23 protein-coding genes are annotated in these 26488 nt (G+C 73.7%); 17 read left to right on the top strand and 6 right to left on the bottom strand.

Features of this window, described 5'->3' with window-relative positions; all coding sequences use genetic code 11:
- The first annotated feature begins 3 nt into the window (after positions 1 to 3).
- The 5 genes from recO (at position 4) to ACTIDRAF_RS0205825 (ending at position 4577) form a co-directional block, all read left to right on the top strand.
- Positions 4 to 819 (top strand): DNA repair protein RecO, encoded by an 816-nt coding sequence (gene recO, locus ACTIDRAF_RS27450; protein ID WP_016697786.1) that lies wholly within the window; start codon positions 4 to 6, stop codon positions 817 to 819.
- Between the two features lie 332 nt (positions 820 to 1151).
- Positions 1152 to 2144, top strand: a complete 993-nt coding sequence (locus ACTIDRAF_RS27445) for an isoprenyl transferase (protein WP_016697785.1) — start codon at positions 1152 to 1154, stop codon at positions 2142 to 2144.
- A gap of 61 nt (positions 2145 to 2205) precedes the next feature.
- Positions 2206 to 2649 (top strand): YbjN domain-containing protein, encoded by a 444-nt coding sequence (locus ACTIDRAF_RS0205835; RefSeq protein ID WP_016697784.1) that lies wholly within the window; start codon positions 2206 to 2208, stop codon positions 2647 to 2649.
- 35 nt (positions 2650 to 2684) lie between these two features.
- The gene (locus tag ACTIDRAF_RS0205830) at positions 2685 to 3725 is read left to right on the top strand and encodes a permease (RefSeq protein ID WP_016697783.1); all 1041 of its coding nucleotides are present in this window, start codon (positions 2685 to 2687) and stop codon (positions 3723 to 3725) included.
- Positions 3726 to 3794: 69 nt separating this feature from the next.
- The gene (locus tag ACTIDRAF_RS0205825; protein ID WP_016697782.1) at positions 3795 to 4577 is read left to right on the top strand and encodes a TIGR03943 family putative permease subunit; all 783 of its coding nucleotides are present in this window, start codon (positions 3795 to 3797) and stop codon (positions 4575 to 4577) included.
- A 754-nt stretch (positions 4578 to 5331) separates the two neighbouring features.
- Here ACTIDRAF_RS0205825 and ACTIDRAF_RS0205810 read toward each other — a convergent pair.
- The 3 genes from ACTIDRAF_RS0205810 to ACTIDRAF_RS27440 all read right to left on the bottom strand — a co-directional run bounded on the left by ACTIDRAF_RS0205810 (position 5332) and on the right by ACTIDRAF_RS27440 (position 6724).
- Positions 5332 to 5763: a Fur family transcriptional regulator gene (locus ACTIDRAF_RS0205810; protein WP_026065817.1), complete on the bottom strand. Its 432-nt coding sequence runs from the start codon at positions 5761 to 5763 to the stop codon at positions 5332 to 5334.
- 10 nt (positions 5764 to 5773) lie between these two features.
- A complete protein-coding gene (locus tag ACTIDRAF_RS0205805; protein WP_016697778.1) occupies positions 5774 to 6229 on the bottom strand; it encodes an ArsR/SmtB family transcription factor in 456 nt (151 codons plus the stop codon).
- 156 nt (positions 6230 to 6385) lie between these two features.
- A complete protein-coding gene (locus ACTIDRAF_RS27440) occupies positions 6386 to 6724 on the bottom strand; it encodes a DUF6703 family protein (protein WP_342626673.1) in 339 nt (112 codons plus the stop codon).
- A 59-nt stretch (positions 6725 to 6783) separates the two neighbouring features.
- Here ACTIDRAF_RS27440 and ACTIDRAF_RS0205795 point away from each other — a divergent pair, with 59 nt between their 5' ends.
- The 3 genes from ACTIDRAF_RS0205795 (at position 6784) to ACTIDRAF_RS0205785 (ending at position 9581) form a co-directional block, all read left to right on the top strand.
- Positions 6784 to 7161: an antibiotic biosynthesis monooxygenase family protein gene (locus ACTIDRAF_RS0205795; RefSeq protein ID WP_157162875.1), complete on the top strand. Its 378-nt coding sequence runs from the start codon at positions 6784 to 6786 to the stop codon at positions 7159 to 7161.
- Between the two features lie 165 nt (positions 7162 to 7326).
- A complete protein-coding gene (locus ACTIDRAF_RS0205790) occupies positions 7327 to 8043 on the top strand; it encodes a class F sortase (RefSeq protein WP_016697775.1) in 717 nt (238 codons plus the stop codon).
- Positions 8044 to 8192: 149 nt separating this feature from the next.
- Complete coding sequence (locus tag ACTIDRAF_RS0205785; protein ID WP_016697774.1) at positions 8193 to 9581, top strand: glycine--tRNA ligase; 1389 nt, start codon at positions 8193 to 8195, stop codon at positions 9579 to 9581.
- Positions 9582 to 9729: 148 nt separating this feature from the next.
- Here the strand turns inward: ACTIDRAF_RS0205785 and ACTIDRAF_RS0205780 are convergent, their stop codons facing one another.
- Positions 9730 to 10464 carry a Type 1 glutamine amidotransferase-like domain-containing protein gene (locus ACTIDRAF_RS0205780; protein ID WP_016697773.1) on the bottom strand — a complete coding sequence of 245 codons (735 nt, stop codon included), beginning with the start codon at positions 10462 to 10464 and terminating at the stop codon, positions 9730 to 9732.
- Between the two features lie 202 nt (positions 10465 to 10666).
- Positions 10667 to 11227 (bottom strand): NADPH-dependent FMN reductase, encoded by a 561-nt coding sequence (locus ACTIDRAF_RS0205775; protein ID WP_016697772.1) that lies wholly within the window; start codon positions 11225 to 11227, stop codon positions 10667 to 10669.
- A 419-nt stretch (positions 11228 to 11646) separates the two neighbouring features.
- Here ACTIDRAF_RS0205775 and ACTIDRAF_RS0205765 point away from each other — a divergent pair, with 419 nt between their 5' ends.
- The 6 genes from ACTIDRAF_RS0205765 to ACTIDRAF_RS0205740 all read left to right on the top strand — a co-directional run bounded on the left by ACTIDRAF_RS0205765 (position 11647) and on the right by ACTIDRAF_RS0205740 (position 18237).
- Positions 11647 to 12228, top strand: coding sequence for a YdcF family protein (locus tag ACTIDRAF_RS0205765; RefSeq protein ID WP_052168716.1), 582 nt, complete (start codon positions 11647 to 11649; stop codon positions 12226 to 12228).
- 199 nt (positions 12229 to 12427) lie between these two features.
- Positions 12428 to 13729: a deoxyguanosinetriphosphate triphosphohydrolase gene (locus ACTIDRAF_RS0205760; RefSeq protein WP_016697769.1), complete on the top strand. Its 1302-nt coding sequence runs from the start codon at positions 12428 to 12430 to the stop codon at positions 13727 to 13729.
- A gap of 525 nt (positions 13730 to 14254) precedes the next feature.
- Positions 14255 to 15385: a serpin family protein gene (locus ACTIDRAF_RS0205755; RefSeq protein ID WP_026065815.1), complete on the top strand. Its 1131-nt coding sequence runs from the start codon at positions 14255 to 14257 to the stop codon at positions 15383 to 15385.
- Between the two features lie 84 nt (positions 15386 to 15469).
- Positions 15470 to 17377 carry a DNA primase gene (dnaG, locus tag ACTIDRAF_RS0205750; protein ID WP_016697767.1) on the top strand — a complete coding sequence of 636 codons (1908 nt, stop codon included), beginning with the start codon at positions 15470 to 15472 and terminating at the stop codon, positions 17375 to 17377.
- Complete coding sequence (locus ACTIDRAF_RS0205745; RefSeq protein WP_016697766.1) at positions 17374 to 17928, top strand: hypothetical protein; 555 nt, start codon at positions 17374 to 17376, stop codon at positions 17926 to 17928. Before dnaG ends, ACTIDRAF_RS0205745 begins: the two co-directional genes overlap by 4 nt.
- 108 nt (positions 17929 to 18036) lie before the next feature.
- Positions 18037 to 18237, top strand: coding sequence for a hypothetical protein (locus ACTIDRAF_RS0205740; protein ID WP_016697765.1), 201 nt, complete (start codon positions 18037 to 18039; stop codon positions 18235 to 18237).
- 604 nt (positions 18238 to 18841) lie between these two features.
- Here the strand turns inward: ACTIDRAF_RS0205740 and ACTIDRAF_RS0205735 are convergent.
- On the bottom strand, positions 18842 to 19624 hold the full coding sequence (locus ACTIDRAF_RS0205735) for a trans-aconitate 2-methyltransferase (RefSeq protein ID WP_016697764.1): 783 nt from the start codon (positions 19622 to 19624) through the stop codon (positions 18842 to 18844).
- Positions 19625 to 20350: 726 nt separating this feature from the next.
- Here ACTIDRAF_RS0205735 and ACTIDRAF_RS27435 point away from each other — a divergent pair.
- The 3 genes from ACTIDRAF_RS27435 to ACTIDRAF_RS0205720 form a co-directional block, all read left to right on the top strand.
- The gene (locus tag ACTIDRAF_RS27435; RefSeq protein WP_016697763.1) at positions 20351 to 21472 is read left to right on the top strand and encodes an SDR family oxidoreductase; all 1122 of its coding nucleotides are present in this window, start codon (positions 20351 to 20353) and stop codon (positions 21470 to 21472) included.
- A 22-nt stretch (positions 21473 to 21494) separates the two neighbouring features.
- Entirely contained in the window at positions 21495 to 23111 is a 1617-nt protein-coding gene (locus ACTIDRAF_RS0205725; protein WP_039786008.1) for a PfaD family polyunsaturated fatty acid/polyketide biosynthesis protein, read from the top strand.
- Positions 23112 to 23135: 24 nt separating this feature from the next.
- The coding region (locus ACTIDRAF_RS0205720; protein WP_016697761.1) for a type I polyketide synthase at positions 23136 to 26488 on the top strand (3353 nt) is incomplete at its 3' end.

Here is a 26488-nt window from a genome sequence, read left to right as displayed (position 1 = left end):
CCGGTGAGCCTGTACCGCGATACCGGAGTCGTGCTGCGTGTGCAGAAGCTCGGTGAGGCGGACCGCATCATCACCCTGCTGACCCGGCGGCACGGCAAGATCCGCGCCGTCGGCAAGGGCGTGCGGCGGACGATGTCCCGGTTCGGCGCCAGGCTCGAACCCTTCGGCCACGTCGACCTCCAGCTCTACACCGGTCGGACCCTGGACGTCGTCACCCAGGTGCAGACCCTGGACGCCTTCGGCGCCGGCCTGGTCGGTGACTACGAGCGCTACACGGCCGCCTCGGCCGTGCTGGAGGCCGCCGACCGGCTCACCCCCGAGGAACGCACCCCGGCCATGCGGATCTACCTGCTGGTGGTGGGGGCGTTGCGCACCCTGGCCAACGGGGAACGGGAACCGACCCTGGTGTTGGACGCCTTCCTGCTGCGGGCGATGACGCAGGCGGGTTGGGCGCCGGCGTTGCTGGAGTGCGCCCGCTGCGGAGAGCCGGGACCGCACCGGGCGTTCAACGTGCCCGCTGGTGGGTCGGTGTGCCCGACCTGCCGTCCCCCCGGCTCGGTCTCCCCCGCCCCGGAGACCCTCGAACTGCTGGCGGCCCTGCTGCACGGGGACTGGGCGGACGCCGAGGCGGCCAGCGCCGCCAGTCGCCGGGAGGGAGCCGGCCTGGTCGCCGCGCACGTGCAGTGGCACGTGGAGCGGCAGCTGCGGTCCCTGGCCCTGGTCGACCGGCCCGGGGACGACGCCCCGTGGCCCGCCGACCCGGAGCACGGCGCCGACAACGCCTCGGCGGACGCGGACCCGTCGCCGGTGGCCCGGTGACCACGGATGAGTCGCGGGACACCCGAACCCCGGTGTCCGGCGAACGCACCGTCGCCCCGGTGACTCCTGGGCGACCGCCAGGGGAGTGAGCAGCCACCCGCTGATCGCTGCGGAGGGCGGTCAGGCAGGATGGGCGGTCGCGGGGAACGGCACACCGGGAGCACGCCGTCCCGGCCCGGGCGATGCCGACACGGCCCGGGACCCGCACGGGTGACGGCGGTTCCACCGCCCGCCACGGCGTCGGTGGCCGCGTCCGACCCGGCGCCAGGCCGTTCGCTGGCGCCCACGGCCGGCCGCGCCGTTCCCACACGTCGAGGAGGTAGGCACATCACATGCTGAGTCGTCACCGGTGGGGCCGGGAGCGGTCCGGCGTCTCCGCCCCGGACCCACATCCCTCCGGCGCCCAGCCCCCCGCCATCCCCCGGGAACTGGTGCCCAACCACGTCGCCCTGGTCATGGACGGCAACGGCCGGTGGGCGCGGGCGAGAGGCCTGCCCCGCACCGAGGGCCACCGGCGGGGTGAGGCGGTGCTCATCGACGTCGTCGGCGGGGCCATCGAGCTCGGCGTGAAGTGGTTGTCGGTCTACGCGTTCTCCACCGAGAACTGGAAGCGCAGCCCCGAGGAGGTGCGCTTCCTCATGGGGTTCAACCGGGACGTCATCCGCCGCCAGGTCGACTACCTGGACTCCATCGGCGTGCGCGTGCGGTGGGCCGGTCGTCGGCCCCGCTTGTGGCGGAGCGTGATCCGGGAGCTGGAGATCGCCCAGGAGCGGACCAAGGACAACGACGTCCTCACCCTCACCATGTGCGTGAACTACGGGGGCCGGGCGGAGATCGCCGACGCCGCCCGGGAGCTCGGCCGGCTCGTCGCCGCGGGCAAGCTCAACCCGGAACGGATCGACGAGCGGATGCTGACCCGGCGGCTGTACGAGCCGAACATGCCCGACGTCGACCTGTTCCTGCGCCCCTCGGGCGAGCAGCGGACCTCCAACTTCATGTTGTGGCAGTCGGCCTACGCCGAGATGGTCTTCCTGGACACGTTGTTCCCCGACTTCGACCGGCGTGAGCTGTGGAAGGCCTGCGACATCTATGCTCGGCGCGACCGCCGGTTCGGGGGTGTGAAGACCCCGGTCGCCGCCGACGTCCCGGCCACCGAGACGCATCCCGAGCGGGAGGACCTGCCGTCCTGGGAGGAGCGGGAGGTCACTCCCGACCCCACGGACGGGGAGTGGGACGTCGAACCCGGTGACGACGAGGACACCGAGGGGAAGGGCGGTGACGGGGTGGGCGAGGCCGACCAGCGGCCCGCCGGCGACGCCCGGTGACCCGGCGACCCACCCACCGCGAGACCCCCCGGAGCGGCCGGGGACACCAGGAGGAACACCCGTGACCGACCACCCGGCACCCGACACCGCGCCCCACCCCGAGGCGGTGCGCACCGGTTCGCTGCTCGCCGCCGCCCGGGAGGCGCTGGAGCGGTACCACGACGTGGTCGTCGACGACGACGGCGCGCTCACCTTCCGGCACGGAGACGTCCCCTGCGCGGTGCAGAGCACCGAACTGGTCGAGGGGCTCACCATGCTCAGCCTGACCTGCGTGGTCGCCTGGGACCTGCCCGACGACGCCGAACTGGCCCGGTCCGCCGCGGAGCGGGCCGGTCAAGGGCTCTTCGGGACGCTGGGGGTCATCCGCACCGACCGGGGCATGGACGTCACCCTCCGGTACGCCTTCCCCGCGGAGGGACTCGGGTCCGCCCCGCTCAGCACCCTGCTGATGCTGGTCGTCTCCACCGCGTCGCAGTTGCGGACCGAGCTGGTCGACCAGCGCTGACACCACCCATACGACCGTCGGCAGGGGAGGCGGCAGTGACAACGGGAACCCCGGAGCGGGCAGATCCCTCGGAGGGGACCGGCAGGGGGGTCGAGCCACGCGGCTGGCGGTCGCGGATCGGGTCCCTGGAGGTGCTGTGCCTGCTGCTCGTGCTCGCCGTCGTGTTCCAGGACGCCCTCGTCGGGGTGCTGGACAACCCGGCCGTGCGGACGGGAGCGACCGTCTTCGTCGCCGTGTGCGTGCAGGCGTTCCCCTTCCTGCTGCTCGGTGTCATCGTGAGCGGGCTGATCGTCGCCTACGTCCCGGAGAGCGCGTTGCGGAGGGCGTTGCCGGGCAACAGCGCGGCGGCGGTGCCGGTGGCCGGCGCGGCGGGGCTGGCGCTGCCCGGGTGCGAGTGCGCCTCGGTGCCGGTGGCCCGGCGGCTCATGCAACGCGGGGTGGCCCCGGCCGTGGCGCTCACCTTCCTGCTGGCCGCTCCGGCGGTGAACCCCATCGTGCTGGTCGCGACGGCCATCGCGTTCCCCGGCCAGCCGGCGATGGTGGTCGCCCGGTTCGTCGCCTCCCTGCTCACCGCCGTGGTGATGGGCTGGCTGTGGCTGCGTCTGGGGCGCACGGAGTGGATCGCGGAGCGCGCGCTGCGGCGGGTACGCGCCGACCGGACCGGGCCGCGGTGGCGGGTGCTGGTGGAGACCGTGCGCCAGGACCTGGTGGAGGCCGGGGGCTTCCTGGTGCTGGGTGGCCTGGCGGCGGCGGTGCTGAACGTGGCGGTGCCCGCGGAGTGGATGGACTCCCTCGGCGGACAGCTCGCCCTCGCCGTGGTGGTGATGGCCCTGCTGGCGGTCGTCCTGGCGCTGTGCAGCGAGGCCGACGCGTTCGTGGTGGCCTCGCTTCCGGGGATACCGCTCACCGCGAAACTGGTGTTCCTGGTGGTGGGGCCGGCGGTCGACGTGAAGCTCATCGCGCTCCAGTCCGGCACCTTCGGCAGGGCGTTCGCCGCCCGGTTCGCCCCGGCGACCTTCGTGGTGGCGGTGGTGTGCGCCCTCGCGGTCGGTGTTCCACTGCTGGGGGCCTCGTGATCGTCCCGCGCGGGTCGAGGCGATCCAGCGCGGCGGTACCGACGGGGAGCGACGAGGAAGGCGGCCACGGTGCGACGTGAGACCCAGAACGTGCTGCTGATCCTGTTGGGCGGCGCGCTGTTGAAGATCTCCTGGAACGAGACCTACCTGCGTTACGTGCGGGCCTCGCTCCTGCCGCTGGTGGTCTTCGCCGGTGTGGCGATGATCCTGGTCGCCGCGCTGGCCATAGCCAGGGACATCAGCGCGCACCGCAACCGGCCCGAGCCGGTCGGTGGCCACTCCCACGACGGCGCTCCGGGCGGCCCCTCCGACGACGGCCACGACCACGAGCACGGCTCCGGGCGGTCGACGTGGATGCTCCTCGTCCCGGTGCTGGCCATCCTGTTGGTCGCTCCGCCGGCGCTCGGCGCCGACTCGGTGCAGCGGGCCGGTAGCCGGTCCATCGTCTCCGACGAGGAACCGGCGGGAGGTGGTCTCTTCCAGCCGATCGACGCCTCGGACGAGGTCGCCGAGCTCCAGATCACCGACGTCGTGATGCGCACCGTGTGGGACAGGTCCGGCACCCTCGACGGCCGTACCGTGCGGGTCACCGGGTTCGTCGTCCACGACGCGGACGCCGTGCACGTCGCCCGGGTGCGCATCATGTGCTGCGCGGCCGACGCCGTGCCGGTGAAGCTCCGGATCGAGGGACCGGCGCTCGCCGAGTTCGCCGATCACGAGACGGACTCCTGGGTGGAGGTGACCGGGGAGGTGGTTCCGGACTCCGCCACCGCCGCCAACGGTCACGTTCCCACGTTCGTCAGCGAGTCGGTCCGTGCGGTGGAACCGCCCAGCGACCCCTACGAGTACTGATCCGGCCGGCCAGCCCGCACTCTCCTGCCCCGTCGCGGCAGCGCCGCCCCGGCGTACCCACGGCGCAGGGCCTCGTCGGGTTCGGGGCCTCCCCGATCCGACGCCCGGGGAAGCCCATGCCGGCTCCGGCGGGCGAGGCGCGCCTCGCCCGTCCCCGGTCTCCGCTACCGGCAGGGCTCCCGCCCCGGTGAAGGACTGTCGGCGGTGTGCGCCTCGATCAAGGGCGTCAGCGCGGCCGGCGACCGGGGTCGGGTCTCGTCCTCGGCCGCCCGCGGGTGCGGGCGGTCCGCTCGCCGGTGGCACCCCAGGATCGTCAGGGTGTGGTCGTCGGTGTCGCGGTGCGGCCCCTCGCGGCGTGTGCGGCCGCCCGGTCGTCCGGTCCGCACGGAGAGCCGGGCACGCCACGGCGCGAGTGGGCCGCTAGCTGGCGGAGCGCACACGGGGCCAGCCAGGAGAACCCGACGACGTCGCCCCGTTCCGCTGGGCCGCCTCCGCGCGGACCGGCACGTCGGCGTCGGTGGCGGGGAGGTGGTGGCCCACGGCCCCGGGGGAGGGCTGCGGCTCGGGCGACGCCCGCCGGAGATCGTCCGGGTGGGCGCGGAGACCGGTGCGGGACACCGGGGCGGCACGACCACCTCGCCGTGGTGGCGATCGGTGCCACCGGGGTGTGGGCGGCGAGGATCGGGGCAGCGGCGCGACGGCGGCGCCCGAGACCGGCTCCGGGAAGCGCTTCGGTCGACCGGGGCGAGGGCGGTCAGCCCCCCGAGCCGGACCCCGCGTGGCAGCCCTCGCAGTCGCCGAAGATCTCCAGGGTGTGGCTGACGTTCGTGAAGCCGTGCTCCTGGGCGACCCTGCTGGTCCACCGCTCGACGGCGGGACCCTCGACCTCGACCGTCCGCCCGCAGTGCCGGCACACCAGGTGGTGGTGGTGATGGCTGGAGCAGCGCCGGTAGATCGCCTCACCCGAGTCGGTGCGCAGGGTGTCGACCTCACCGGCCTCCGCCAGGCTCTGGAGTGTCCGGTACACCGTGGTCAGACCGATGCCCTCGCCGCTGCGGCGGAGCTCCTCGTGGATTTCCTGCGCCGACCGGAAGTCAGTCTGCCTGGCCAGCAGGCTGGACACCGCCGCCCGTTGCCGGGTGGCCCGCAGGCCAGGCACGGCGACAGGCTTCTTGTCAACGGTCACGAAACCTCCGTCAGGGCGTCGTCGCCGGTGCGCGGGCACCGGCGGTGCGTTCGGGGCGTTGCCGCTCGCCCGGCTCCTCCACGTGCGTCACCGCGTCCACCACGATGTGCGCCAGGTGCTCGTCGACCAGGCGGTACACCACCTCGCGGCCCTGCCTGCGGCCCTGCACCACCCCCGCCGACTTGAGGACGCGCAGGTGCTGGCTGATCAACGGTTGGGCGACCTCGAGCGCGTCGACCAGCTCGTGGACACAGCGGTCACCGGCCCTGAGCTGGAGCACGATCGCGATCCGGACCGGCGCCGCCAGGGCGCGCAGCAGGTCGCCCGCCGCGCCGAGGGTCTCCTGGTCGGGCAGCGGACGCGGACTCGCGTCCCGCACCCCGCAGTGGTCACCGCCGGGGATGTCGGCCGCCGCCCCGGCGGCCGGGGTGGCCGCGCGAGTCCCGTGAGGGGTGGGGGCGGGCATGGTGATCTCCTACGGTCGGCGCACGGGGCCGGCACCGCACGCGTGCCAGGCTCCCCTACATCGTAGGCGCTGGAACCGGTCGGTGACCGCGCCGCGTCCTCCCCGCCAGTGCCAGTGCCAGTGCCAGTGCCAGTGCCGGGGCCGGGGCCGGACCGGTCAGGACAGGGCGGGAACGAGGACCGACGCGGTCACCAGGGCGAGCACCGCCACCACCAGTACCCGGCCCGCCCGTTCCGCCGGTCGCAGGTGGTGCCAGCGGGTGACGACCAGGCCGAGCGCGAACAGCAGGAGCACCGACAACAGCGCGGCGCCCAGCGGGCCACCAGCCCAGACCCCGGTGAGGAACACGGCCAGGACCACCACGAACGCCACCGCCGGCGGCACCCGGCTGAGCGGCCCCTCCGCCCCGCGGTCGCGGTCCTGTCGCGTTCCTCCACCGGATCCGCCCATCGCTGACCTCCCACCCGCTCCGCGTCGCCTCGTGGCGCCGGACACACTGGTGTCGTCCGTCCCCAGATCCTGCCACCACCGAGAAGAGGACCCCCGCCGTGTTGATGATCTGCCCGTTCGACGTGCCCGACTCGGAGCGGACCCGCTTCGCCGAACGCGCCGAACGGGCACTGCGGCTGCTCAGCGACCAGTCCGGCTGCCTGGACGCGCGGCTGGCACGGGCCACCGAGGACGCCCGCCGGTGGGTCCTGGTCGCCCGCTTCGAGTCGGTGACCGCCTACCGGCGGGCGCTCTCACCGTTCGAGGTGCGGGAACACGTCGTTCCGCTGCTCGCCGAAGCGTTGCCGGCCGAGTCGGCGGTGTACGAGGTGCTGGCCGAGGGGGAGGGCGGGGTGGTCACCCGGTCCGACAGCCTGCTCGCCGACGACGCGGGCACGGTGCGGCTGGGGGAGGCGGCCGGGCCCGAGATCCCCCGTCGGTGACCGTTCCCAGCTCGCTGCACCGTCCGAGTGGACCTTCGTCCTCCGATCGGGCGGTTACCTCCGCCGGGTCCTGGCTGGCAGGCTGATGCGGTCTCACGTCCGGTGACGACGCGCCAGCGGCGGCGAACCGGGCATCGACATCGAGCGCACCGAGGAAGACTGGCCATGTACTCGCAGCAGGGTTACCCGTCGGACTCCAGCGACAGCCAGCGCCCGCGTCGCGGCGCGCGGAAGTGGATCGGCCTCGTCTCGGCCGGGGTCGCGGCAGCGCTGCTCGGGGTGCTCGTCGCCGTCCTGATCGCCTCGGACGACGACGCGCCCGAGGTGGTGGCGGCGCCGACGAGCAGTGAGCGGCCGGCAGCGGAACCATCGGCCGTTCCGCCCCCGGCCGTCCCCGACCAGCCCTCCGCCCCGGTCACCGACGCCCCGCAACCGCCCGGCACGGTCCGGCTCGCCGACGGCGGGGTGGCGACCCTGGTGCGCACGGAGGTGATCGACGGTGTCCTCCCGATTCCGGAGGACCTGGGCGAGGCGGCCTGGTGGGGCGCGGGGCTCGGTGCCGCCAGTGGAGCCTCGGTGATGTCCGGGCACGTCAACTGGCGAGGGCAGGACGGTCCCTTCGACCAGCTGCACCGCGCCCAGGTCGGCCAGCGCGTCGAGGTCACCGACGTCGACGGCGGCACCTGGGTCTACCGGACGGTCGAGGTCTTCACCCTGCACAAGGACGAGTTGCCCGCGCGGGCGGAGGACCTGTTCGGCCAGCAGGGGCCGCACCGCCTCGTCCTCGTCACCTGCGGCGGCGAGTTCGTCGGCGGTCAGGACGGGTACGAGGACAACCGCGTCGTGATCGCCGAGCTGGAGTCCTCCCCGGCCGACGCCTGACGGTCACCCGGTGTGAGCCCGGCAGCGGACACCCCCCCCGGTCGCCTGGTCCCCGGGGGCCGTCCCGGGGCGCGCGGAGCCACCAGGTCGGTGTCGCTACTCTTGGTGCATCGCGCGTCAGTACCGCTCACACCGTCATTGGAGTACCCGTGCCCGCCGATCGGATCGACACCGTCGTCAACCTGTGCAAGCGCCGTGGCTTCGTCTACCCCAGCGGTGAGATCTACGGCGGGACCAGGTCGGCGTGGGACTACGGTCCGCTGGGCGTGGAGTTGAAGGACAACATCAAGCGCCAGTGGTGGAAGGCGATGGTGCAGGGCCGCGAGGACGTCGTGGGTCTGGACTCCTCGGTGATCCTCCCCCGCGACGTGTGGGTCGCCTCCGGTCACGTGGGCGCCTTCCACGACCCGCTCGTGGAGTGCCTGTCCTGCCACCGCCGTTACCGCGCCGACCACCTGGCCGAGGAGTACGCGGAGCGCACGGGCAAGGAGGTGCTGGAGGGCGACCTCGGCGACGTGCCCTGCCCCAACTGCGGCACGCGCGGCCAGTACACCGCTCCCCGCGAGTTCAACATGATGCTCAAGACCCACCTCGGCGCGGTCGAGAGCGACGAGGGCCTGCACTACCTGCGGCCCGAGACGGCGCAGGGCATCTTCGTCAACTTCCTGAACGTGCTCACCACCTCGCGGCGGAAGCCGCCGTTCGGCATCGGCCAGATCGGCAAGTCCTTCCGCAACGAGATCACGCCGGGCAACTTCATCTTCCGGACCAGGGAGTTCGAGCAGATGGAGATGGAGTTCTTCGTCGAGCCCGGTGAGGACGAGACCTGGCACCAGTACTGGATCGACTTCCGCACCGACTGGTACACCGACCTCGGCATCGCCCGGGAGAACCTCCGGCACTACGAGCACCCGAAGGAGAAGCTGTCCCACTACGCGAAGCGGACGGTGGACATCGAGTACCGCTTCGGGTTCTCGGCGGGGCAGGAGTGGGGCGAGCTGGAGGGCATCGCCAACCGCACCGACTTCGACCTGACCACCCACAGCAACAACTCGGGTGTCGACCTGTCGTACTTCGACCAGAAGACCGGTTCCCGGTACCGGCCGTACGTGATCGAGCCGGCGGCGGGGGTGGGCCGCCCGATGATGGCCTTCCTCGTCGACGCCTACCACGAGGACCAGGCACCCAACGCCAAGGGCGGCGTCGACACGCGCGTGGTGCTCAAGCTGGACCGCCGGCTCGCCCCGGTCAAGGTCGCCGTCCTCCCCCTGTCGCGGAACAGCGACCTCTCGCCGAAGGCGCGTGACCTCGCCGCCGCGCTGCGCAGGAACTGGAACATCGACTTCGACGACGCCGGGGCCATCGGCCGCCGCTACCGCCGTCAGGACGAGATCGGCACGCCCTTCTGCGTCACGATCGACTTCGACTCGCTGAACGACAACGCGGTGACCGTGCGCGAGCGGGACACCATGTCGCAGGAGCGGGTGTCGATGGACCAGCTGGAGTCCTACCTGGCCGCCCGCCTCGTCGGCTGCTGAGACGCGGAGGTCCCCGGGAGGGGTCGCGTGGCGGCGATCAGCCGCCGGCGCCCTCCCGGGGCGGGCGGGGCTGGTCGCCCCACCTCGGCCCGGTGCGGGTCGCCGGTCTTCCGAACCCCGGCCCCACGGCGGGCGGGTGCCGGTCGGCTCAGGGCAGGGCGCGGGGTTCGATGCGCCGCTCGGTCACCCCGGCGCCCGTCCGGTCGCGCGTGACCAGGTAGGCGCCCTTGCCCGGGCGCTCGGTCACGGCCTCCACGAGGTCGGTGCCGCGGAACACCAGGCCCACGCCGTCGTCCGTGCAGTAGGTGTCCGGCAACTCGCCCGAGGCCACCCCGGCATGGACGGCTGGCCGCCGCGCGGCCTCGCTGTCGTAGTGCACGCCGTTGCCGTAGGGGAGCAGGCCCAGTCCGTTGTCGACGATCCGGAGCTCCGGACCGAAGGAGTCGGTGGTGCCGCCCCGGAACCAGCAGATCGACCCGGCGGACACGCCGCCGAGGACGACGCCGGACTCCCAGGCGCGGCGGAACACGGTGTCCAGGCCGTGCACCCGCCAGACCGCGAGCAGGTTGGCCACGGACCCGCCGTTCACCCAGACGACGTCGCAGGACCGGACGTAGTCGTCGAGGTCGGCGGTCGGCGGCATCGGGAACAGGTTGAGGTGCCGGACCTCGACCCCGGCGAGCTGGCCGGCCTCCGACACGGCCGCGTTGAACCACCGCTGGTCACCGCCGGCGGTCCCGACGTGGCAGATCACGGGCCGGCGGCCGCGCACACCCGAGAGGTCGACGGCATGGTGCAGGAGCGGCGCGAACTCCAGTTCGGTGCGGTGGCCCCGCAGCAGGCCGCCGGAGGTGGCGAGGATGGTGGGATGCGCTGCTGACATGGCTGCACCTTCGTGGATGGCGGCGACCGGGGCAAGCGGGTGACCGGACCAACCCGCCGGCACGGCCAGGCGGTGGGCGGCTCCGGGTCCGATGTCGGCGCGGCCGGTGTCGGGGGCGGGAAGCCGGTGGCGTCCTGGTCCGGGCGGCCGTCCGAGCCCGCCTCCCGCGCCGGAGGCGGGCTCGGACCCGCCGTGAGCGCGGTCAGGGCCGGGTGCGGGTGGCCGCCGTCGTCAACGCGCGCACCGAGGTGCCGATCCGGTGCCGGACGTCGGCGTCGGTGACCACGCCGTCCGCCCCGATCAGCCGCCGTTCCACCGGCACGTCCAGGCAGGCGTCCTCGACGACGCGTGCGGCGGTGTAGGTGAGGACGGTTCGCAGCGTCCGGTAGGTGCCCGCCGCGCGTCCTGGCGCGGTCGAGCAGTTCAGCCACGCCACCGGCTTACCGGTCATGACGGTGTCACCGATCGTCCACTCCAGCAGGTTCTTCAACGCTCCGGGGAGGGTTCCCGCGTACTCCGGCGTCGAGAACAGCAGGGCGTCGGCGGCGCGGACCGCCGTGCGGAGGTCGCGGACGGACCCCGGGATCGCCTCGCCGTCGAGGTCGGGCGTGAAGTGCGGCAGGTCGGCCAGCGCCGAGCAGGTGGTGGCCTGCCACCCCTCGGGCAGGGTGGACGCGGCCGTGGCCAGGGCGGAGGAGTTCACGGACCCCCGGCGGGTGCTTCCGCTGATGAGGAGCAGGGTTCGGGCGGGGTGTCGCGACATGATCGAGGTGTACTGGGTCGTCCGGGTTGTCGAGCCGACCGCGCGCCGGACCGTCACCGCGGCCGCTCACCCGGGGCGCGGGAGCGCGGTCCGGAGCACGGGCGGGGAACGAGCGTCCCCGCCGCCCGGCCGCCCCGCCCCCGCGGTCGCCGCCCGGCCGGGCCCGGATCGGGAGAAGCGCCCGGCGGTCCGTGGTGGGAGGTCGGTGGCGGTGACCGTCCCCCGGGAGGGGGGTGCCCTCGGACCGGTGCCGGTGGAGCGGGTGCGGTGAGCGGGCAGGTGAGGACGGCGTCAAAAGATCGACGGGCCGAGCGCGTCGCCGGGCCTTCTGCCACCATTCTCCCGTGGTCGCCACTCCGTCCTCCCGTGGCTCCCGGCTTCGACGTCTGTTCACCAGGACCGTGATCGGTGTTCTCCTGATGGGCCTGCTCGTGGTCGGCGGCACCCTTTTCCGCGTCTGGCAGGTCGCCCGCGACGACGACCGGGGACCGGCGGACGTCGTCATCGTGCTGGGCGCCGCGCAGTACAACGGCCGTCCCTCCGCCGTCCTGGAAGCCCGCCTCGAGCACACCGCGCAGCTCTACGCGGACGGCGTCGCCGACCGGGTCCTCACCGTGGGGGGAAGCCGAGCCGGCGACGTGTACACCGAGGCGGAGGCGGGCCGGAACTGGCTGGTCGACCGAGGAGTTCCCGAGGCGGCCATCGTCCCGGTCGGGGAGGGCAGCGACACCCTCGGCAGCGTCCGGGCGGCCGCCGAGGAGGCCGAGCGCCAGGGGTGGCGGAGCGCGGTGATCGTCAGCGATCCCTGGCACTCGCTGCGGGCGGTCACGATGGCCAGGGACGCCGGACTGGACGCCAGCGCCTCACCCACCCGGCGGGGTCCCATCGTGCAGACCCGGGAGCGGCAGGCCCGGTACATCATCCGCGAGACGGCCGCGTTGTTGCACTACCGCGCCACGCACGCCCCGGTGGCGGTGGACGCGCAAACGGGCCTGGGCTGAGGGCCGGCCCGTTCGTCGCGGGGCGCGGGGCACCGACCACGGGGGTGGCGGCACGGCCGGGGCCAGGGGGTGAGGCGGCCCGGGGTGCGGCGCGGCGCGGCGGTACCCTCGAAGATCCGCAGGTCGGACCCCGGATCGCGGGCGCCGATGGGGGCACGCTCACACCGCCCGGGCAGCGGCAGGCCGTAGGCTTGCCCCGATGAACCAGCGGTACCGTGAGCACGACGTGGCCCGGCTGCTCCCCGAGCAGCCCAAGCAAGCCGCCCTGCCCGGCGTGCACGGCGAACAGCGCAGCCCGTTCGCCCGGGACCGCGCCCGGGTGCTGCACTCCGCCGCCCTGCGCCGTCTCGCGGGTAAGACGCAGGTGGTGGGGCCGGACGAGGGAGACGTGCCCCGCACCCGGCTCACCCACTCGCTGGAGGTCGCGCAGATCGGCCGGGGCATCGGCGCCGAGCTGGGGTGTGACCCCGACGTGGTGGACACCGCCGGACTCGCCCACGACATCGGCCATCCACCGTTCGGCCACAACGGTGAGCAGGCGTTGAACGAGCTGGCCGCCTCCTGCGGGGGGTTCGAGGGCAATGCGCAGACGCTGCGCATCCTGACGCGGCTGGAACCGAAGTCGATCGACGCCGAGCAGCGGGTGGCCGGTCTGAACCTCACCAGGGCCTCCCTGGACGCCACGGTCAAGTACCCGTGGCCGCGACGTGCCGGGCAGCGGAAGTTCGGCGTGTACGCCGAGGACCAGGCGGTCTTCGACTGGGTGCGGGACGGGGCTCCGGTCAGCGGAGCCGGCTCCTCCCCGGGGGAGGCCGACCCGCCGCGCTGCCTGGAGGCGCAGGTGATGGACTGGGCCGACGACGTCGCCTACTCGGTGCACGACGTCGAGGACGGCGTGGTGGCCGGGCGGATCTCGCTGCGCGTCCTCACCGACGCCGTGGAGCGGCGCGCCCTTGCCGAACTCGCGGCCGCGAACTTCTCCGTGGACGGGGTCGCCGAGCTGGAGACCGCCGCCGCTCGCCTCGCTCGGCTGCCCGTGGTCGCCGATGTCCTGGAGTACGACGGTGGCCTGCGAGCCCAGGTGGCGTTGAAGCGCCTGACCAGTGAACTCGTCGGACGGTTCGCCTCGGCGGCGATCGCGGGCACCCGGCACAAGTTCGGTCCCGGGCCGCTCGTCCGGTACGCCGCCGAGCTGGTCGTCCCGGCGGAGGTGGCGGCCGAGGTGGCGGTGTTGAAGTCCCTGGCGGTCCGCTACGTCATGAGCGATCCGCGTCGTCTCGCGGCGCAGGCGGGGCAGCGGGAGCTGCTGGCCGAACTGGTCGGGGCGCTGCTGGACCGGGCGCCGGACGCGCTCGATCCGGCCTTCCTGCCAGCCTGGCTCCGGGCCCCGGACGACACGGGGCGGCTGCGGGTGGTCATCGACCAGGTCGCCTGCCTCACCGACGCGCAGGCCCGCCGGTGGCACGGCGAGCTGGTACCTCGGCGAGGATCCGGGGGCTGACCGGGGCCCGTCGATCCCGTCCGCCCGTCCCAGCGGGCGGGGCGCGTCGGGGACGGTCCCGTCGTCCTTCGCGTGGCTCCTGACCAGGAGCGGGGGCACCCGGCCTGGCAGGACCGGGGGAGCGGCGAGCGGTGACAGGGGCACGACCACCGCCCCGAGCTCGTCCAGACCGGGGCGAGGCCACCGAGGCCGGGCGGTGCCAGCGCCGCGACCGGCGGACGGTCGACGACCAGCGTCTCCCGGGTGGAGGCGGCCTGGGTGTCGGCGGGGGTGAACACACGACCCCGGTATGCACCCCGGGGTCACGGGTCGCCTCGCGGCTGCCGCCCGGCGGAGCCCGCCCGAGGGACCCGGGGCCGGTTTCGCCCCGCGTGGCCGGGGCACCCCCGCACCAGGCTGACCCCGTCGTCGGTCCCGGTCCGCGTCGGCCCTCCTCGGCGCCCCGCGACACCCCGCGCCGGCGGTAGGTTGGCGAACAGCCCGGTCGCGGGACGTGTCGGCGGCCGGAAACCCTCGACCAGGGAGCTGTCCTCGGTGGATGATCGTGCTCATCTCGCATTCGCGCTGTCCCTGCTGCGTGCTCTCGAACCAGATCCCGCGACCACCTTCTGCTGGTCCCCCTACTCGGTCACCAGCGGCCTGGGTCTCGTCGCCTCCGGGGCGCACGGCCGGACCAGGGACGAGTTGCTGGCCCTGCTGAGCCCCGGCAAAGTGGCGAGCGTCGACCGCATCGCGGAACGCCTCACCTCGGCGAGCGCGCTGAAGGTCCTCGGTACCCACCAGGAGCGGCCGGTGCTGGCGCTCAGCAACACGCTGTGGATTCGACCGGACATCGACGTCTCGGGGGATTTCGTCGAGGGGCTCGGGGACTGGCCGGGAGGGGCGGTCCGGGCGGCGGACTTCGCGTCCGACCCCGACGGCGTGCGCCGGCTCATCAACCAGGACGTGGCGGAGACCACGCGTGACCTCATCCCGGAGCTGCTGGCGCCCGGCGCGGTGGAGCCGAGGACGGTCGCCACCCTCGTGAACGCGTTGTACCTGCGGACGTCGTGGATCTCCGGGTTCACCGAGCGCGAGACCTCCCCCCAGCCCTTCCACGCGCCTGGTGGCCGGCGGGACGTCCCGACCATGCGGCAGGTCGGCCGGCTGCCGCACGCGGCCCAGGACGGCTGGCAGGCGGTCAGCCTGCCCGCGCACGGCGGGGTGGAGGCCGTCGCGTTGCTCCCGGACGGCGACCTCCCGGATTCGGAGGTCGCCCTGGACGCGTGGACCCTGGGGCGGTTGCTCGACTCGATGCGGTCCACGCAGGTGGACCTGTTCCTGCCCCGGCTGCGGGTCTCCGGCCGGGCCGAGCTCCAGGAACCGCTCGGGGCGTTGGGGGTGAACACCGTCTTCACCCCGGACGCCGATCTGAGCGGGATCAGCGCGTCCCGGCGGGTGTTGCTGTCCTCGGTGGTGCACGAGGCGGTGCTGCGGGTCGACGAACAGGGCCTGGAGGGCGCCGCCGCCACGGCCGCCGTGGTCTCCCTCACCGCCGCCGCGCCTCCCTCACGCCCGGTGGTCGTCCGCCTGGACCGGCCCTTCCTGCTGCTCGTGCGGCACCGCCGCAGCGGGGAGGTGTACTTCCTGGCGAGGGTGGCCGACCCCGGTCGGTGACGGGCGGGGCCCCGGCGAGGGGCCGTGGGGGCCGCCGGGCGGACCTCCGAGCGGATCGCTCGGGGGTGTCCCTAGACTCGGGGCGTGGCGGGACGGATCCGGGACAGCGACATCGCGGAAGTACGGGACCGCAGCCGGATCGACGAGGTCATCGGGGAGTACGTCGAGCTTCGTCGGGCCGGCGCGGGCGCGCTCAAGGGACTGTGCCCCTTCCACGACGAGAAGACCCCGTCGTTCAACGTCCGCCCCAACCACGGCACCTTCCACTGCTTCGGCTGCGGCGAGGGTGGCGACGCGATCAGCTTCCTGATGAAGCACGACCACCTCGGTTTCGTCGAGGCGGTCGAGCGGCTGGCGGACCGCATCGGGTACCGGCTGACCTACGAGGGCGGCGGGACCACCGTCCAGCGGGACCGGGGGACGCGGTCCCGGCTGATCGAGGCGCACCGGGCGGCGGCGGAGTTCTACGCGGAGCAGTTGCGCACCCCGGACGCGCTGGCGGCCCGCGAGTTCCTGGCCACCCGGGGCTTCGACGAGGAGGCGGCCACCCGGTTCGGCTGCGGTTTCGCCCCGGCCGGGTGGGACACCCTCACCAAGCACCTGCTCGGCCGGGGTTTCGCGCTGGAGGAGCTGTACAAGGCGCAACTCTCCCGCGAGGGCCGGCGTGGCCCCATCGACCGGTTCCACCGCCGGTTGTTGTGGCCGATCCGGGAGATCTCCGGGGACGTCGTCGGGTTCGGCGCCCGCCGGATCTTCGACGAGGACCCGATCCAGGCGAAGTACGTCAACACCTCCGAGAGCCCGATCTACAAGAAGTCGCAGGTGCTCTTCGGCCTCGACCTGGCCCGCCGGGAGATCGCCCGCCGGCGGCAGGCCGTCGTGGTGGAGGGCTACACCGACGTGATGGCCATGCACCTGGCGGGAGTGCCCACGGCGGTGGCCTCCTGCGGGACGGCCTTCGGTGAGGACCACATCGCGGTGCTCCGCAGGCTGTTGATGGACGACGACGCCTTCCGGGGTGAGGTGATCTACACCTTCGACGGCGACGAGGCGGGGAAGAAGGCCGCGCTGCGCGCCTTCGACGAGGACCAGCGGTTCACCACCCAGACCTACATCGCGGTGGCGCCGGAGGGCATGGACCCGTGCGAGCTCCGGCAGGACAAGGGCGACGCGGCGGTCCGGGACCTGGTCGCCCAGCGCACACCCCTCTTCGAGTTCGCGATCAGGGCGGTGTTGGAGGAGTACGACCTGGACACCGCCGAGGGGCAGGTGGAGGCGCTGCGGCGCACCGTTCCGCTGGTCGCCAGGATCAAGGACCAGGCGCTCCGGGAGCGCTACGCGCCCCGGTTGGCCGGCTGGGTCGGTTGGCCGGAGGAGCAGACGGTGGTGCGGCGGGTGCGGGAGAGCGCCGGCGGGAAGGTGGAGGCCCCACGTCCCCGACGGGCACGGGCGACCGACCCGAACCAGGGCAGCCTGGCCGTGGACGTCGACGCGCCTCCCCGCCCCGATCCCCGCGACCCCGCGCTGCACGTGCAGCGGGAGGCGCTGAAGATCGCGCTGCAGCTCCCCGCACTGGCCGGTCCGGTGTACGACACGCTGGACGAGAGCGCCTTCACCCACCCCGCCTACGTGGCACTGCACCGCGCGGTCATCGCCGCCGGCGGCGCCTCCTGCGGGTTGTCGGGGTCGTCGCTGGTGGACGCGGTGGGCCGGGAGTGCGCGCACGACTCGCTCCGGTCGTTGCTGACCGAGTTGTCGGTGGAGTCGCTGCGGTCGCGGTCCGAGTCCGATCCCCGCTACGTGTCCAGCATCCTCGCCGCGATGCGGGAGTTCGTGGTGGCCAGCCAGATCGCCGACCTGAAGTCGAGGCTCCAGCGGATGTCGCCCACCCAGGACGCCGACGAGTACCGGGCCCTGTTCGGGGACCTGGTGAGCCTGGAGGAGTACCGGAAGGCGTTGCGGGAGCAGTCTGCCATGGGAGGACTGGTGTGACGGGCTGGTGGAAGCAGTTCACCGAGCGGCTGGCCGGGCGGGAGCCCGTGCCCGACGGCTTCGAGGGCACGCTCGAGGGGGACGAACGCGTGCTCGCCTCCGCGTCGACGGGTCTGGGCGGGGTCGTCCTCGCGACTCCACTGGGCCTGTGGCTCCCTGACGTGGAGGTGGGCCACCGGCGGGTCGGCTGGCACCTGATCAGCAAGGCGACCTGGCGGGACGGTGTCCTGACGGTGGTCGAGTCGGTGGCCGAGGAGCCGGCGGAGGACGTGCAGGTCCTCAGCGACCGGGCGCCCCGCCGGTACGGCCTCGAGCAGCCGGGGCGGCTGCCGGAGATCGTCCACAAGCGGGTGACCGGCTCCATCCAGTCCCGGCACCACCGGGAACTCCCCGGCGGGGGAGCCTGGTTCGTCCAGCGGAGGATGCCGGGCCGGGACGGCGTGCTGTTGCAGGTCCGGCCGGAGCCGGGCACCGACGCCGGGGCCGTCACCGAGGTGGCGACGGCGGTCGCCGCCCAGATCCGCCAGGCACGAGACGCCTCCCCGGAGTAGCCAGCAGTCCCGGGGGCGGGGGACCGTTCACCCTGCAGTGGAGTCGTTCGCGCACGCTCCGCTGCGGCGTGTGGGACCCCCGCGTAGCCTGCCACCTGAGGAGGCAACATGATCAAGATCGCGATCGGTGCCGCCGTCGGCTACGTCCTGGGGGCGAAGGCGGGGCGCGCACGCTACGAGCAACTGGTTCGTGCCTACCAGCAGGTCGCCAACCACCCGACGGTGCGCACGACCGTCGAGTCGGCGTCGGCCAAGGTTCGTGACCTGGCCCGGCGGACCTCGGCCCGCTACACGGACACGGAGATCTGAGGCTCGTCGGCGACGGGGCGTGCGGGCGGGTGGGCGCCCGTTCCCGCACCCCCGGACCAGGGTCCGCCGGGTAACGGGGGCTCGGGCTCGAGCCGGCACTGGCGGCACCCGTGCCGCACGGTCGTGGGCCGAGCCCGGCTGGCGCGGGAACGCGCGCGACGAGGGTGGGGGTGGCGGCCCCGGCCGGTCCGGTCGGGGCGTCGGGAGGCGGCTCGCGTGGTCCCGGCGGCCGTGCCGGTGGGTGGTTCCAGCCGGGAGATCCGTGGCTGGGCCACCACGGCAGGCGGGCTCGGGGGAACGCCCCGGACACGGGACGAGCGCCGCCTCCGGGGCGTTGGCCGGCGCGGACCCGCCATGTCGTCCCGCGTGGTGCCCGTCAGGGCGGGCCAGCCCGCGCGGTCCAGCTCGGCGCACTCCTGCCGTGCGCGGTGAGGCCTCGGGGTCCTCGGACCGATGGGCCGGGGGCCGCCCCGTTCCCGTCACCTCCACGGTGGTACCGCCTGGTGGCTGGCGGCGCTGGGAGCCCCGTGGCGGGCCGGAGGCGGAGCCCCTCGTGGGACGCGCGGCCACCCGCACGCGGCGGGCCGTCCGGCTCCCGCCGCGTTCAGGCGTGCGGGGTGGTCGCCACGACGAAGATCCGCCGGAAGGGGAACCACGTGGTGCCGTCCTCCCGGCGCGGGTAGGCCTCGCGGAGCAGCGGGGCGAGGTCCTCCCGGAACTCCCGCCATTCGGCGTCGTCGAGCTGGGTCCGCACCGGTCGGAGACCTGTCCCGCTCAGCCATTCCAGGACCGGGTCCTCGCCGGTCAACCGCTGGAGGTAGGTCGTCTCCCACGCGTCGACCGCGCAGCCCGCCGCCGCCAGGAGATCGCCGTACTCGGTGGGGGTGGAGACGACGTCGGCGCGGGCGACGAGCGAGTCGCCGAGCCTGTCCCGCCAGCGGGGCGTGGCGGCGATCTGGCGGACGCTGACGTGCGCGGGACTGCCCTGGTTGCCGGGCACCTGGAAGGCGATGGTCGCTCCGGCGGGCAGCTCCTCCGCCCAACGGCGGAGCAGCTCGCGGTGCTCGGGTACCCACTGGAGGAGGGCGTTGGCGACGACGACGTCGGTGTCCGGGCTGGGACGCCACTCCCGGACGTCGCCCAGCTCGGCGGCCACCCCGAGCCCCCGGGCCTCCTCGACCATCTCGGGCGAGGCGTCGAGGGCCTGCACCGTGGCGGTGGGCCAGCGGCGGGGCAGGTCCGCTGTCAGGTTGCCGGGGCCGCATCCGAGGTCGACGACCCGGCGTGGCGTGGTCGTCCGGATGCGGGCCACCAGGTCGTGGAAGGGGCGGCCCCGCTCCTCGGCGAAGGTGAGGTAGGTGTCGGGGTCCCACTGGGGGTTCTGCATCAATCCTCCAAAACCGTACGTACGTCTTGTATAGCAGGAGCGGGTGCCGTGGTCGAGTGCCCCGGTCCGGAGCGGCGACGTGCCGCCCCGCGCCCCGGGTGTCCGCGCTCCCGCGTCTCCGTGCCGCGTCCGTGCCCCGCCGGGCCTCCGGTGGAGTGCCCGTCGGGCGCCCGGACCCGGGGCGTCGTGCACCCCCGCTGCGGAACGCAGCTCGTTGATTTTCACTCCTTCGGTTGACGCCTGGTGGGGGTCAACGGGAATGGAGGAGACCGGTTTCCGGCGTCGGGAGCACCAGCGCGCCGTTTCCCCCGGCGCCCTTCCTCCACGGTCGACGTCCCGCCGGGCGGGACGGGGATTCCCGGGGATTCCGAAACCATGCGGAGGTGTTCGTCCCGCCTCGTGGGCGGGAATTCCGCGACTCGTCGGGAGGCGCCCCGGAGCGCCGCCGTTCCGAGCGGCTCGCCGCCTCGCGGCCCCGGTGTCGTGTTGGGGAAACCCGCGCTGGGCGTCCCCTGAACGGTGGAATACCCCTGAGGCAAACGCGGATGGACCCCGGTAGTCCGGGGGAAATGAGCCGGAAGTGCTCGGCATTCGAGTGAATCGTCTCCACTGAAGAGTGCAATGGATGAATCGCTAGGCCAGTCGCGTGAACCAGCGGCTGTTGTGGTTTTCGGTCCTGTGGTTGTCTGCGACTGCTTCTGGAATGGACGAAGGAGAGTGCGGGGTATGGCGGTCGCCGTCACCGGAGCCACGGGGTTCCTGGGGATTCACCTCGTCCGCGAAATGCTCGCGGAACACGACGAGCTGATCCTGCTCGCACGAACCCCCGCCTCCACCGTGCTGCGCCGCATGATGCGCTACTACACCGAGTTGGACGTGACGCCCCCGGAGATCCGGGGCCTGCGCGAACGGTTGCGCATCGTCCAGGTCGACCTCGCCGCACCCGACCTGGGGCTGGACTCCCGGCAGTTCCGCCTCCTCGCCGACCAGATCGACGCGGTGTGGCACAGCGCGGGCGACACCGACCTCGGCGGTCGGCTGGACCAGTTGCGGCAGACCAACGTCGAGGGGACCCGAGGCGTGCTGGCGCTCGCCCTGGCCGGCGCGCGGCGCCCGAGCGTGTGCCATGTCAGCACCGCCTTCGTCGCCGGTCGGAGGCGGAGCGGCGTGATCGCCGAGGACGACCTCGACGACAGCCACGGCTTCGAGAACCTCTACGAACAGTCCAAGTTCGAAGCCGAGGTGCTGGTCCGCCGCTGGGCCTCGGAACACCAGCGGACCGTGACGGTGCTCCGCCCGAGCGTCCTGGTGACCAACCGGCCGTTCCGCGGCCCCCGACCCGGCCACCCGGTGAAGATCCTCGTGCGCCGGATGATCGACGTCGTCCGCCAGCACGGCGAGGCGCGGGCGGGCACCGACAGGGGCCGGACCCGCGTCCGCGTCGTCGGGGACAACGAGGCACGGCTGAACTTCCTCCCCGTCGAGCTGGCCGCGCGGATGATGGTCCGGCTCGCGGCGGCGGCCCCCTCGGGGCCGGTGGACACCTACCACGTCGTCGCGGACCACGACGTCTCCGTCCTGCTCCTCACCGATCTCATCGAGCGGGTCCTGCCGTTGCGCATCCAGCTCGTTCCCGAGGTGCCTCCCCCGTTGTCCGCACTGGAGTTCGCCACGGGCCTCCAGCCCTCGCTCACCGGCTACCTGCTGCACCGCCGTCGGTTCGACGCGTCCAGGGCGCGGGCCAGCCTCGCCGGGGCGCGGGGGGCCAACGAACTCCTGGCTCCCCCCGTCGACCTGGACTACCTGGCGTCAGCCATCCGCGAGTCCCGCCCCGCTGGGCGTGGATGACCGTCCGAGGAGAAGCGGCGTGATGTCCCTCGCCTACCCCAGCCCTTCGGTTCCGGCACCCAGCTGGACACCGGGCGCCGTGCCCCCGGCGTTCACGGCCCCCGAGATCTTGGCGGTCCTCCCCCGGATCAGGGAACCGCTGCACGTCGTCCGCGCCGCCGACGGCCGCTACGGCCTCGGCGTCGGAGGGGGAGCCGCCGAGGGCCGTCCCGGCTACCCCCTGGTCGGTTCGCTGCCGCCCCTGTACCCGGAATGGCTGGGAGACCGGTCCTTCCTCGACGCCCACGGGGTCCGCTTCCCCTACGTGGCCGGCGAGATGGCGAACGGCATCGCCGGCATCCGGATGGTGTCCGCCCTCGCGCGGGAGGACCTGCTCGGGTTCCTGGGAGCGGGCGGCCTGGGGCTGGCCGAGGTGGAACGCGCGGTGGACGAACTCGCGGCGGCGCTGCCCGACCACCGCAACTGGGGGGTCAACCTGATCCACTCGCCGTCCGAACCCGAGCTGGAACGCGCCGTGGCCGAGCTGCTGCTCGACCGCCGGGTGCCCTGCGTCTCGCTGTCCGCCTTCATGGACCTCACCCCCGCCGCGGTCCGCGTCGCGGCCAGGGGACTGCGGAGGGCCCCGAGCGGGGAGGTGCTGCGACGCACCCGGATTTTCGCGAAGGTGTCCCGGCCCGAGACCGCCGCGCTCTTCCTGTCGCCGGCACCAGCCCGCCTGCTGAGCGCGTTGGTCGGCCGGAACGAACTGACGGCGCAGGAGGCGGAGATCGCCGCGACCGTTCCCCTCGCCGAGGACGTCACGGTCGAGGGGGACAGCGGCGGTCACACCGACAACCGTCCGCTGGGCTGCGTGCTGCCCGTCGTGCTCCGCCTCCGCGACGAGCTGGTCGCCCGCCACGGGTACGACCGGCCGGTCCGGGTCGGAGCGGCCGGGGGTCTCGGTACTCCCGAGGCGTTGGCGGGGGCCTTCGCCCTCGGCGCCGCCTACGTGGTCACCGGGTCGGTCAACCAGTCGTCCGTGGAGGCCGACCTGTCCCAGGAGGCGAAGGACCTGCTGGCGAACGCGGGCGTGGCCGACGTGACCATGGCGCCGGCGGCGGACATGTTCGAGCTGGGTGTCAGCCTCCAGGTGCTCCGGCGGGGGACCCTGTTCCCCGCGCGCGCCGGGCGCCTGCGTTCCCTGTACGAGTCCTACGCCAGCCTGGAGGACCTCCCGGAGACCGTGCGGGACACCCTCGAACGGGAGGTGCTGCACGCCTCCCTCGACGAGGTGTGGGCCAGGACCCAGGAGTTCTGGCGGCACCGCGACCCCGCCGAGCTGGAGAGGGCCCGGCGCGATCCCCGGCACCGGATGGCGCTGGTGTTCCGCTGGTACCTGGGCAGTTCCAGCCGCTGGGCGATCGAGGGCGACCACCAGCGACGGCTGGACTACCAGCTCTGGTGCGGGCCCGCCATGGGCGCCTTCAACCGGTGGGTCGCCGACGGGTGGCTCGCCGACCCCGCGAACCGCTCGGTCGTGCAGATCGCCCGCAACCTGCTGGAAGGCGCGGCGGTGGTCACCCGGGCGCACCAGGCCAGGACCTCAGGAGTCGCCGTACCAGCCGAAGCGCTGCGGTTCCGTTCCCGGCCGCTCGGTTGATGCCATCTGGACAGAGAGGCCACGATGTCAACTGAACCGACCTGCCCGCCGATCGCCGTCGTCGGCCTCGGTGTGCTCGCTCCCGGTGCCGTCGGAGTCGAGGACTTCTGGCGGATGGTGCTGGAACGGCGGGACCTGATCACCGATGTCCCCCGCGACCGGTGGTTGGCCGAGGACTACTACGACCCCGACCCCCTGGCACCCGACCGCAGCTACGTGCGACGGGGCGCGTTCCTGTCCCCCGTCGACTTCGACCCCCTGGCCTTCGGCATCCCCCCGTCGATCCTCTCCGCCACCGATACCGCCCAGCTGTTGGCGCTCGTGGTGGCCCGGCAGGTGTTCGACGAGATCGGTCTCGACGACCTCGACCGGGAACGGGTCGGGGTGATCCTCGGCGCCTCCACCCTGGACCTGATCCCCTACACGGCGACCCGGTTGCAGGGACCGTTGCTGCGCAAGGTGCTGCGGGAGCACGGCCTGCCCGAGGAGGACGTCGAGCACCTCGTGCGGCGCGTCGTCGACCTGGTGCCCCCCTGGGGGGAGGCGACCTTCCCCGGTGGCCTGACTAACGTGGTCGCCGGCCGGGTCGCCAACCGGTTCGACGTGCACGGCGTCAACCACACCACGGACGCGGCCTGCGCCAGCTCCTTCGCCGCGCTCGCCTCGGCCGTCGCGGAGCTGCGGCTGGGGCGGGCCGACCTGGTGGTCACCGGCGGGGTGGACACCTTTAACGACATCACCGCGTTCGTGGGGTTCAGCAAGACCCCCGCGCTGTCCCCGACCCAGGACTGCCGGCCGTTCTCCGACCGCGCCGACGGGACGATGCTCGGGGAGGCGCTGGGCATGGTCGCGCTCAAACGGCTCGACGACGCCGAGCGGGACGGCGACCGGGTGCACGCCGTCATCCGGGGAGTCGGCGCCTCCTCCGACGGGAGGAGCACGTCGATCTACGCCCCGCTGGAGCGGGGGCAGCGCCGGGCGTTGCGCCAGGCGTACGCCGAGGCGGGGTACGGGCCGGAGACCGTGGAACTGCTCGAGGCGCACGGCACCGCCACCCCGGCCGGGGACGTGGCGGAGTTCGCCGCGTTGCGGGCGGTCTTCGACGCGACGGGCCGGCCGGACCGGCAGTGGTGCGCGCTGGGTTCGGTGAAGTCGCAGATCGGGCACACGAAGTGCGCGGCAGGGGCGGTGGGCCTGCTCAAAGCCGTGCTGGCCGTGAAACAGGGCGTTCTGCCGCCGACGATCAAGGTCGACCGCCCCAACCCGGAGCTGGGGCTGGACGAGAGCCCCTTCCACCTGAACACCGAGTGCAGACCCTGGGTCCGCCCCTCCGACCACCCCCGTCGCGCTTCGGTCTCCAGCTTCGGGTTCGGGGGGAGCAACTTCCACGTCACGCTGGAGGAGTACCGGCCGACACCGGGAACACGGGGCCGGCCGGCGTGGCGGGTGAGGTCCTCGCCGGCCGAACTCGTCCTGCTCTCGGCGGAGAGCGCGTCCGAGGTCGCGGCGGCCGCGCGGTCCCTCGACACCGGTCAACCGCTGGCCGACCTCGCCCGGCGGTCCCAACGGGAGTTCCGGGGGGAGGCGCCCGTCCGGCTCGCACTGGTCGTCGGCACGGACGGCGTCCACACCCTCGGCGAGGCCGCCGATCTCGTCGAGCGCCGCCAGGGGTCCTCGTTCGACACCCCCACCGGCTGGCACTACGCCGTGGGAGTGCCCCGGCCCGGACGGCTCGGGTACCTCTTCCCCGGGCAGGGGAGCCAGTACGTGGGCATGGGCGCGGACCTGGCGGTGCACCTCCCCGACGGCCGGGAGCCCTGGGACCGCGTGGCGGACCTCGACTTCGGTGTGGAACTGCACCGCCGCGTCTTCCCGCCCCCGTCGTTCTCCCAGGCCGAGCTGGACGAGCGGCAGGAGCGGTTGACCGAGACCGCGTGGGCGCAACCGGCGCTCGCCGCCCACTCCCTGGCGTTGCTGGGGGTGCTGGGCGAGGTGGGCCTCCGACCGGACTGCGCGGCCGGGCACAGTTTCGGCGAGCTCGTCGCCCTGCACGCCGCCGGGGTGTTCGACGCCGACTCGCTGGCACGGCTCGCCCGCCGCCGTGGTGAGGTGATGGCGGACCTGCCCGACGAGGCCGGAGCGATGCTCGCGGTCACGGCACCCGGCGACGAGGTCACCGACGTGCAGCGCGCCCACCCGGGGGTCTGGCTGGCCAACCACAACGCGCCCGACGAGGTGGTGGTCGCGGGGCCGCGCGAGGCCGTGGGAGCGGTGGCCTCCGACCTGGCCGCGCGGGGCATGCGCTCGGTGCCACTGCGGACGGCGGGCCCGTTCCACACCCCCATGATGTCCGGCGCCCGGGGCCCCCTCGCGGCCTTCCTGGCGGGGATCAGCGCGGCACCGCCCCGGCTCGAGGTCTACGGGGGCTCCGATGCGCGGCCCTACCCCACGGACCCGGCGGAGATCCGGGCGCGCGTCGTCGACCAGGTGACCCGGGCGGTGCGTTTCCGGGACGTCGTCGAGGCGATGTACGAGGCGGGGGTTCGCACCTTCGTCGAAGTCGGGCCGTCGGCGGTGCTGACGGGCCTGGTGGGACGTGTCCTCGGAACCCGCGAACACCTGGCCGTCCCGTTGGACAGGCCGGGGCGGTGCGGCGTCACGGCCCTGTGGGACGGCCTGGCGCGCTTGGCGGTGCGCGGTGTTCCCCTCGATTTCCCCCGGTTGTGGTCGGCCTACGAGCCGACCCGGACGACAGTGGAGGCGAAGCCCAGGATGACGGTGTCAATCAACGGTGGGAACCACGGCCGGCCCTACCCGACGGCGAACGGCTCCGGGGAACTCCCCCCGTCGGCGGTCCCGCGGCCCGTCCCCTCCGCGCCCGCGGTCGTTCCCGCTCCGCCCCCCAGCTCCCCGCCCCCCATCGCTCCACCTCCTCCCGCGCCGGCGCCGCCGGCCACTCCGGTGCCGGCCACGCCCGCCGGCCGCGGCGACACCACCAGCGGGTCCACGCCGTTACCGGGACGCCGTGCCCAGCACGGCCGGACGGTGCCGGACAACGGGCCGGGGCTCGCGCCGGAGAGCGACCGGGTAGCTGCTCCGGCACCCGCCGAGCCGCCCCTGACCGCGTTCGCCGCGCACGGGGCCGACACCGAGGACTCCGGGTACTCCCCGCCTTCCACCCCGGACGGCGGCTCCGACTGGCTGCGCGTCGTGGGGGAGGCGCAACGGCAGGCGGCGCAGGCCCACTCCGACTTCCAGCGGATGATGACCCAGAGCCACCTCGCGTTCCTCCGGATGTCCGAGTCGACCTTCGCCGCGCTGTTCGGCGGCGTGCCCTTCCGGGGGAAGGAGGCGGAGGAGTCGAGTTGGGCGCGGGC

Source organism: Actinoalloteichus spitiensis RMV-1378 (genome assembly GCF_000239155.1).
GTDB classification, from domain to species: domain Bacteria; phylum Actinomycetota; class Actinomycetes; order Mycobacteriales; family Pseudonocardiaceae; genus Actinoalloteichus_B; species Actinoalloteichus_B spitiensis.
Note: the sequence above shows the minus strand (reverse complement) of the source record. Positions and strands in the feature narration are given on the sequence as shown.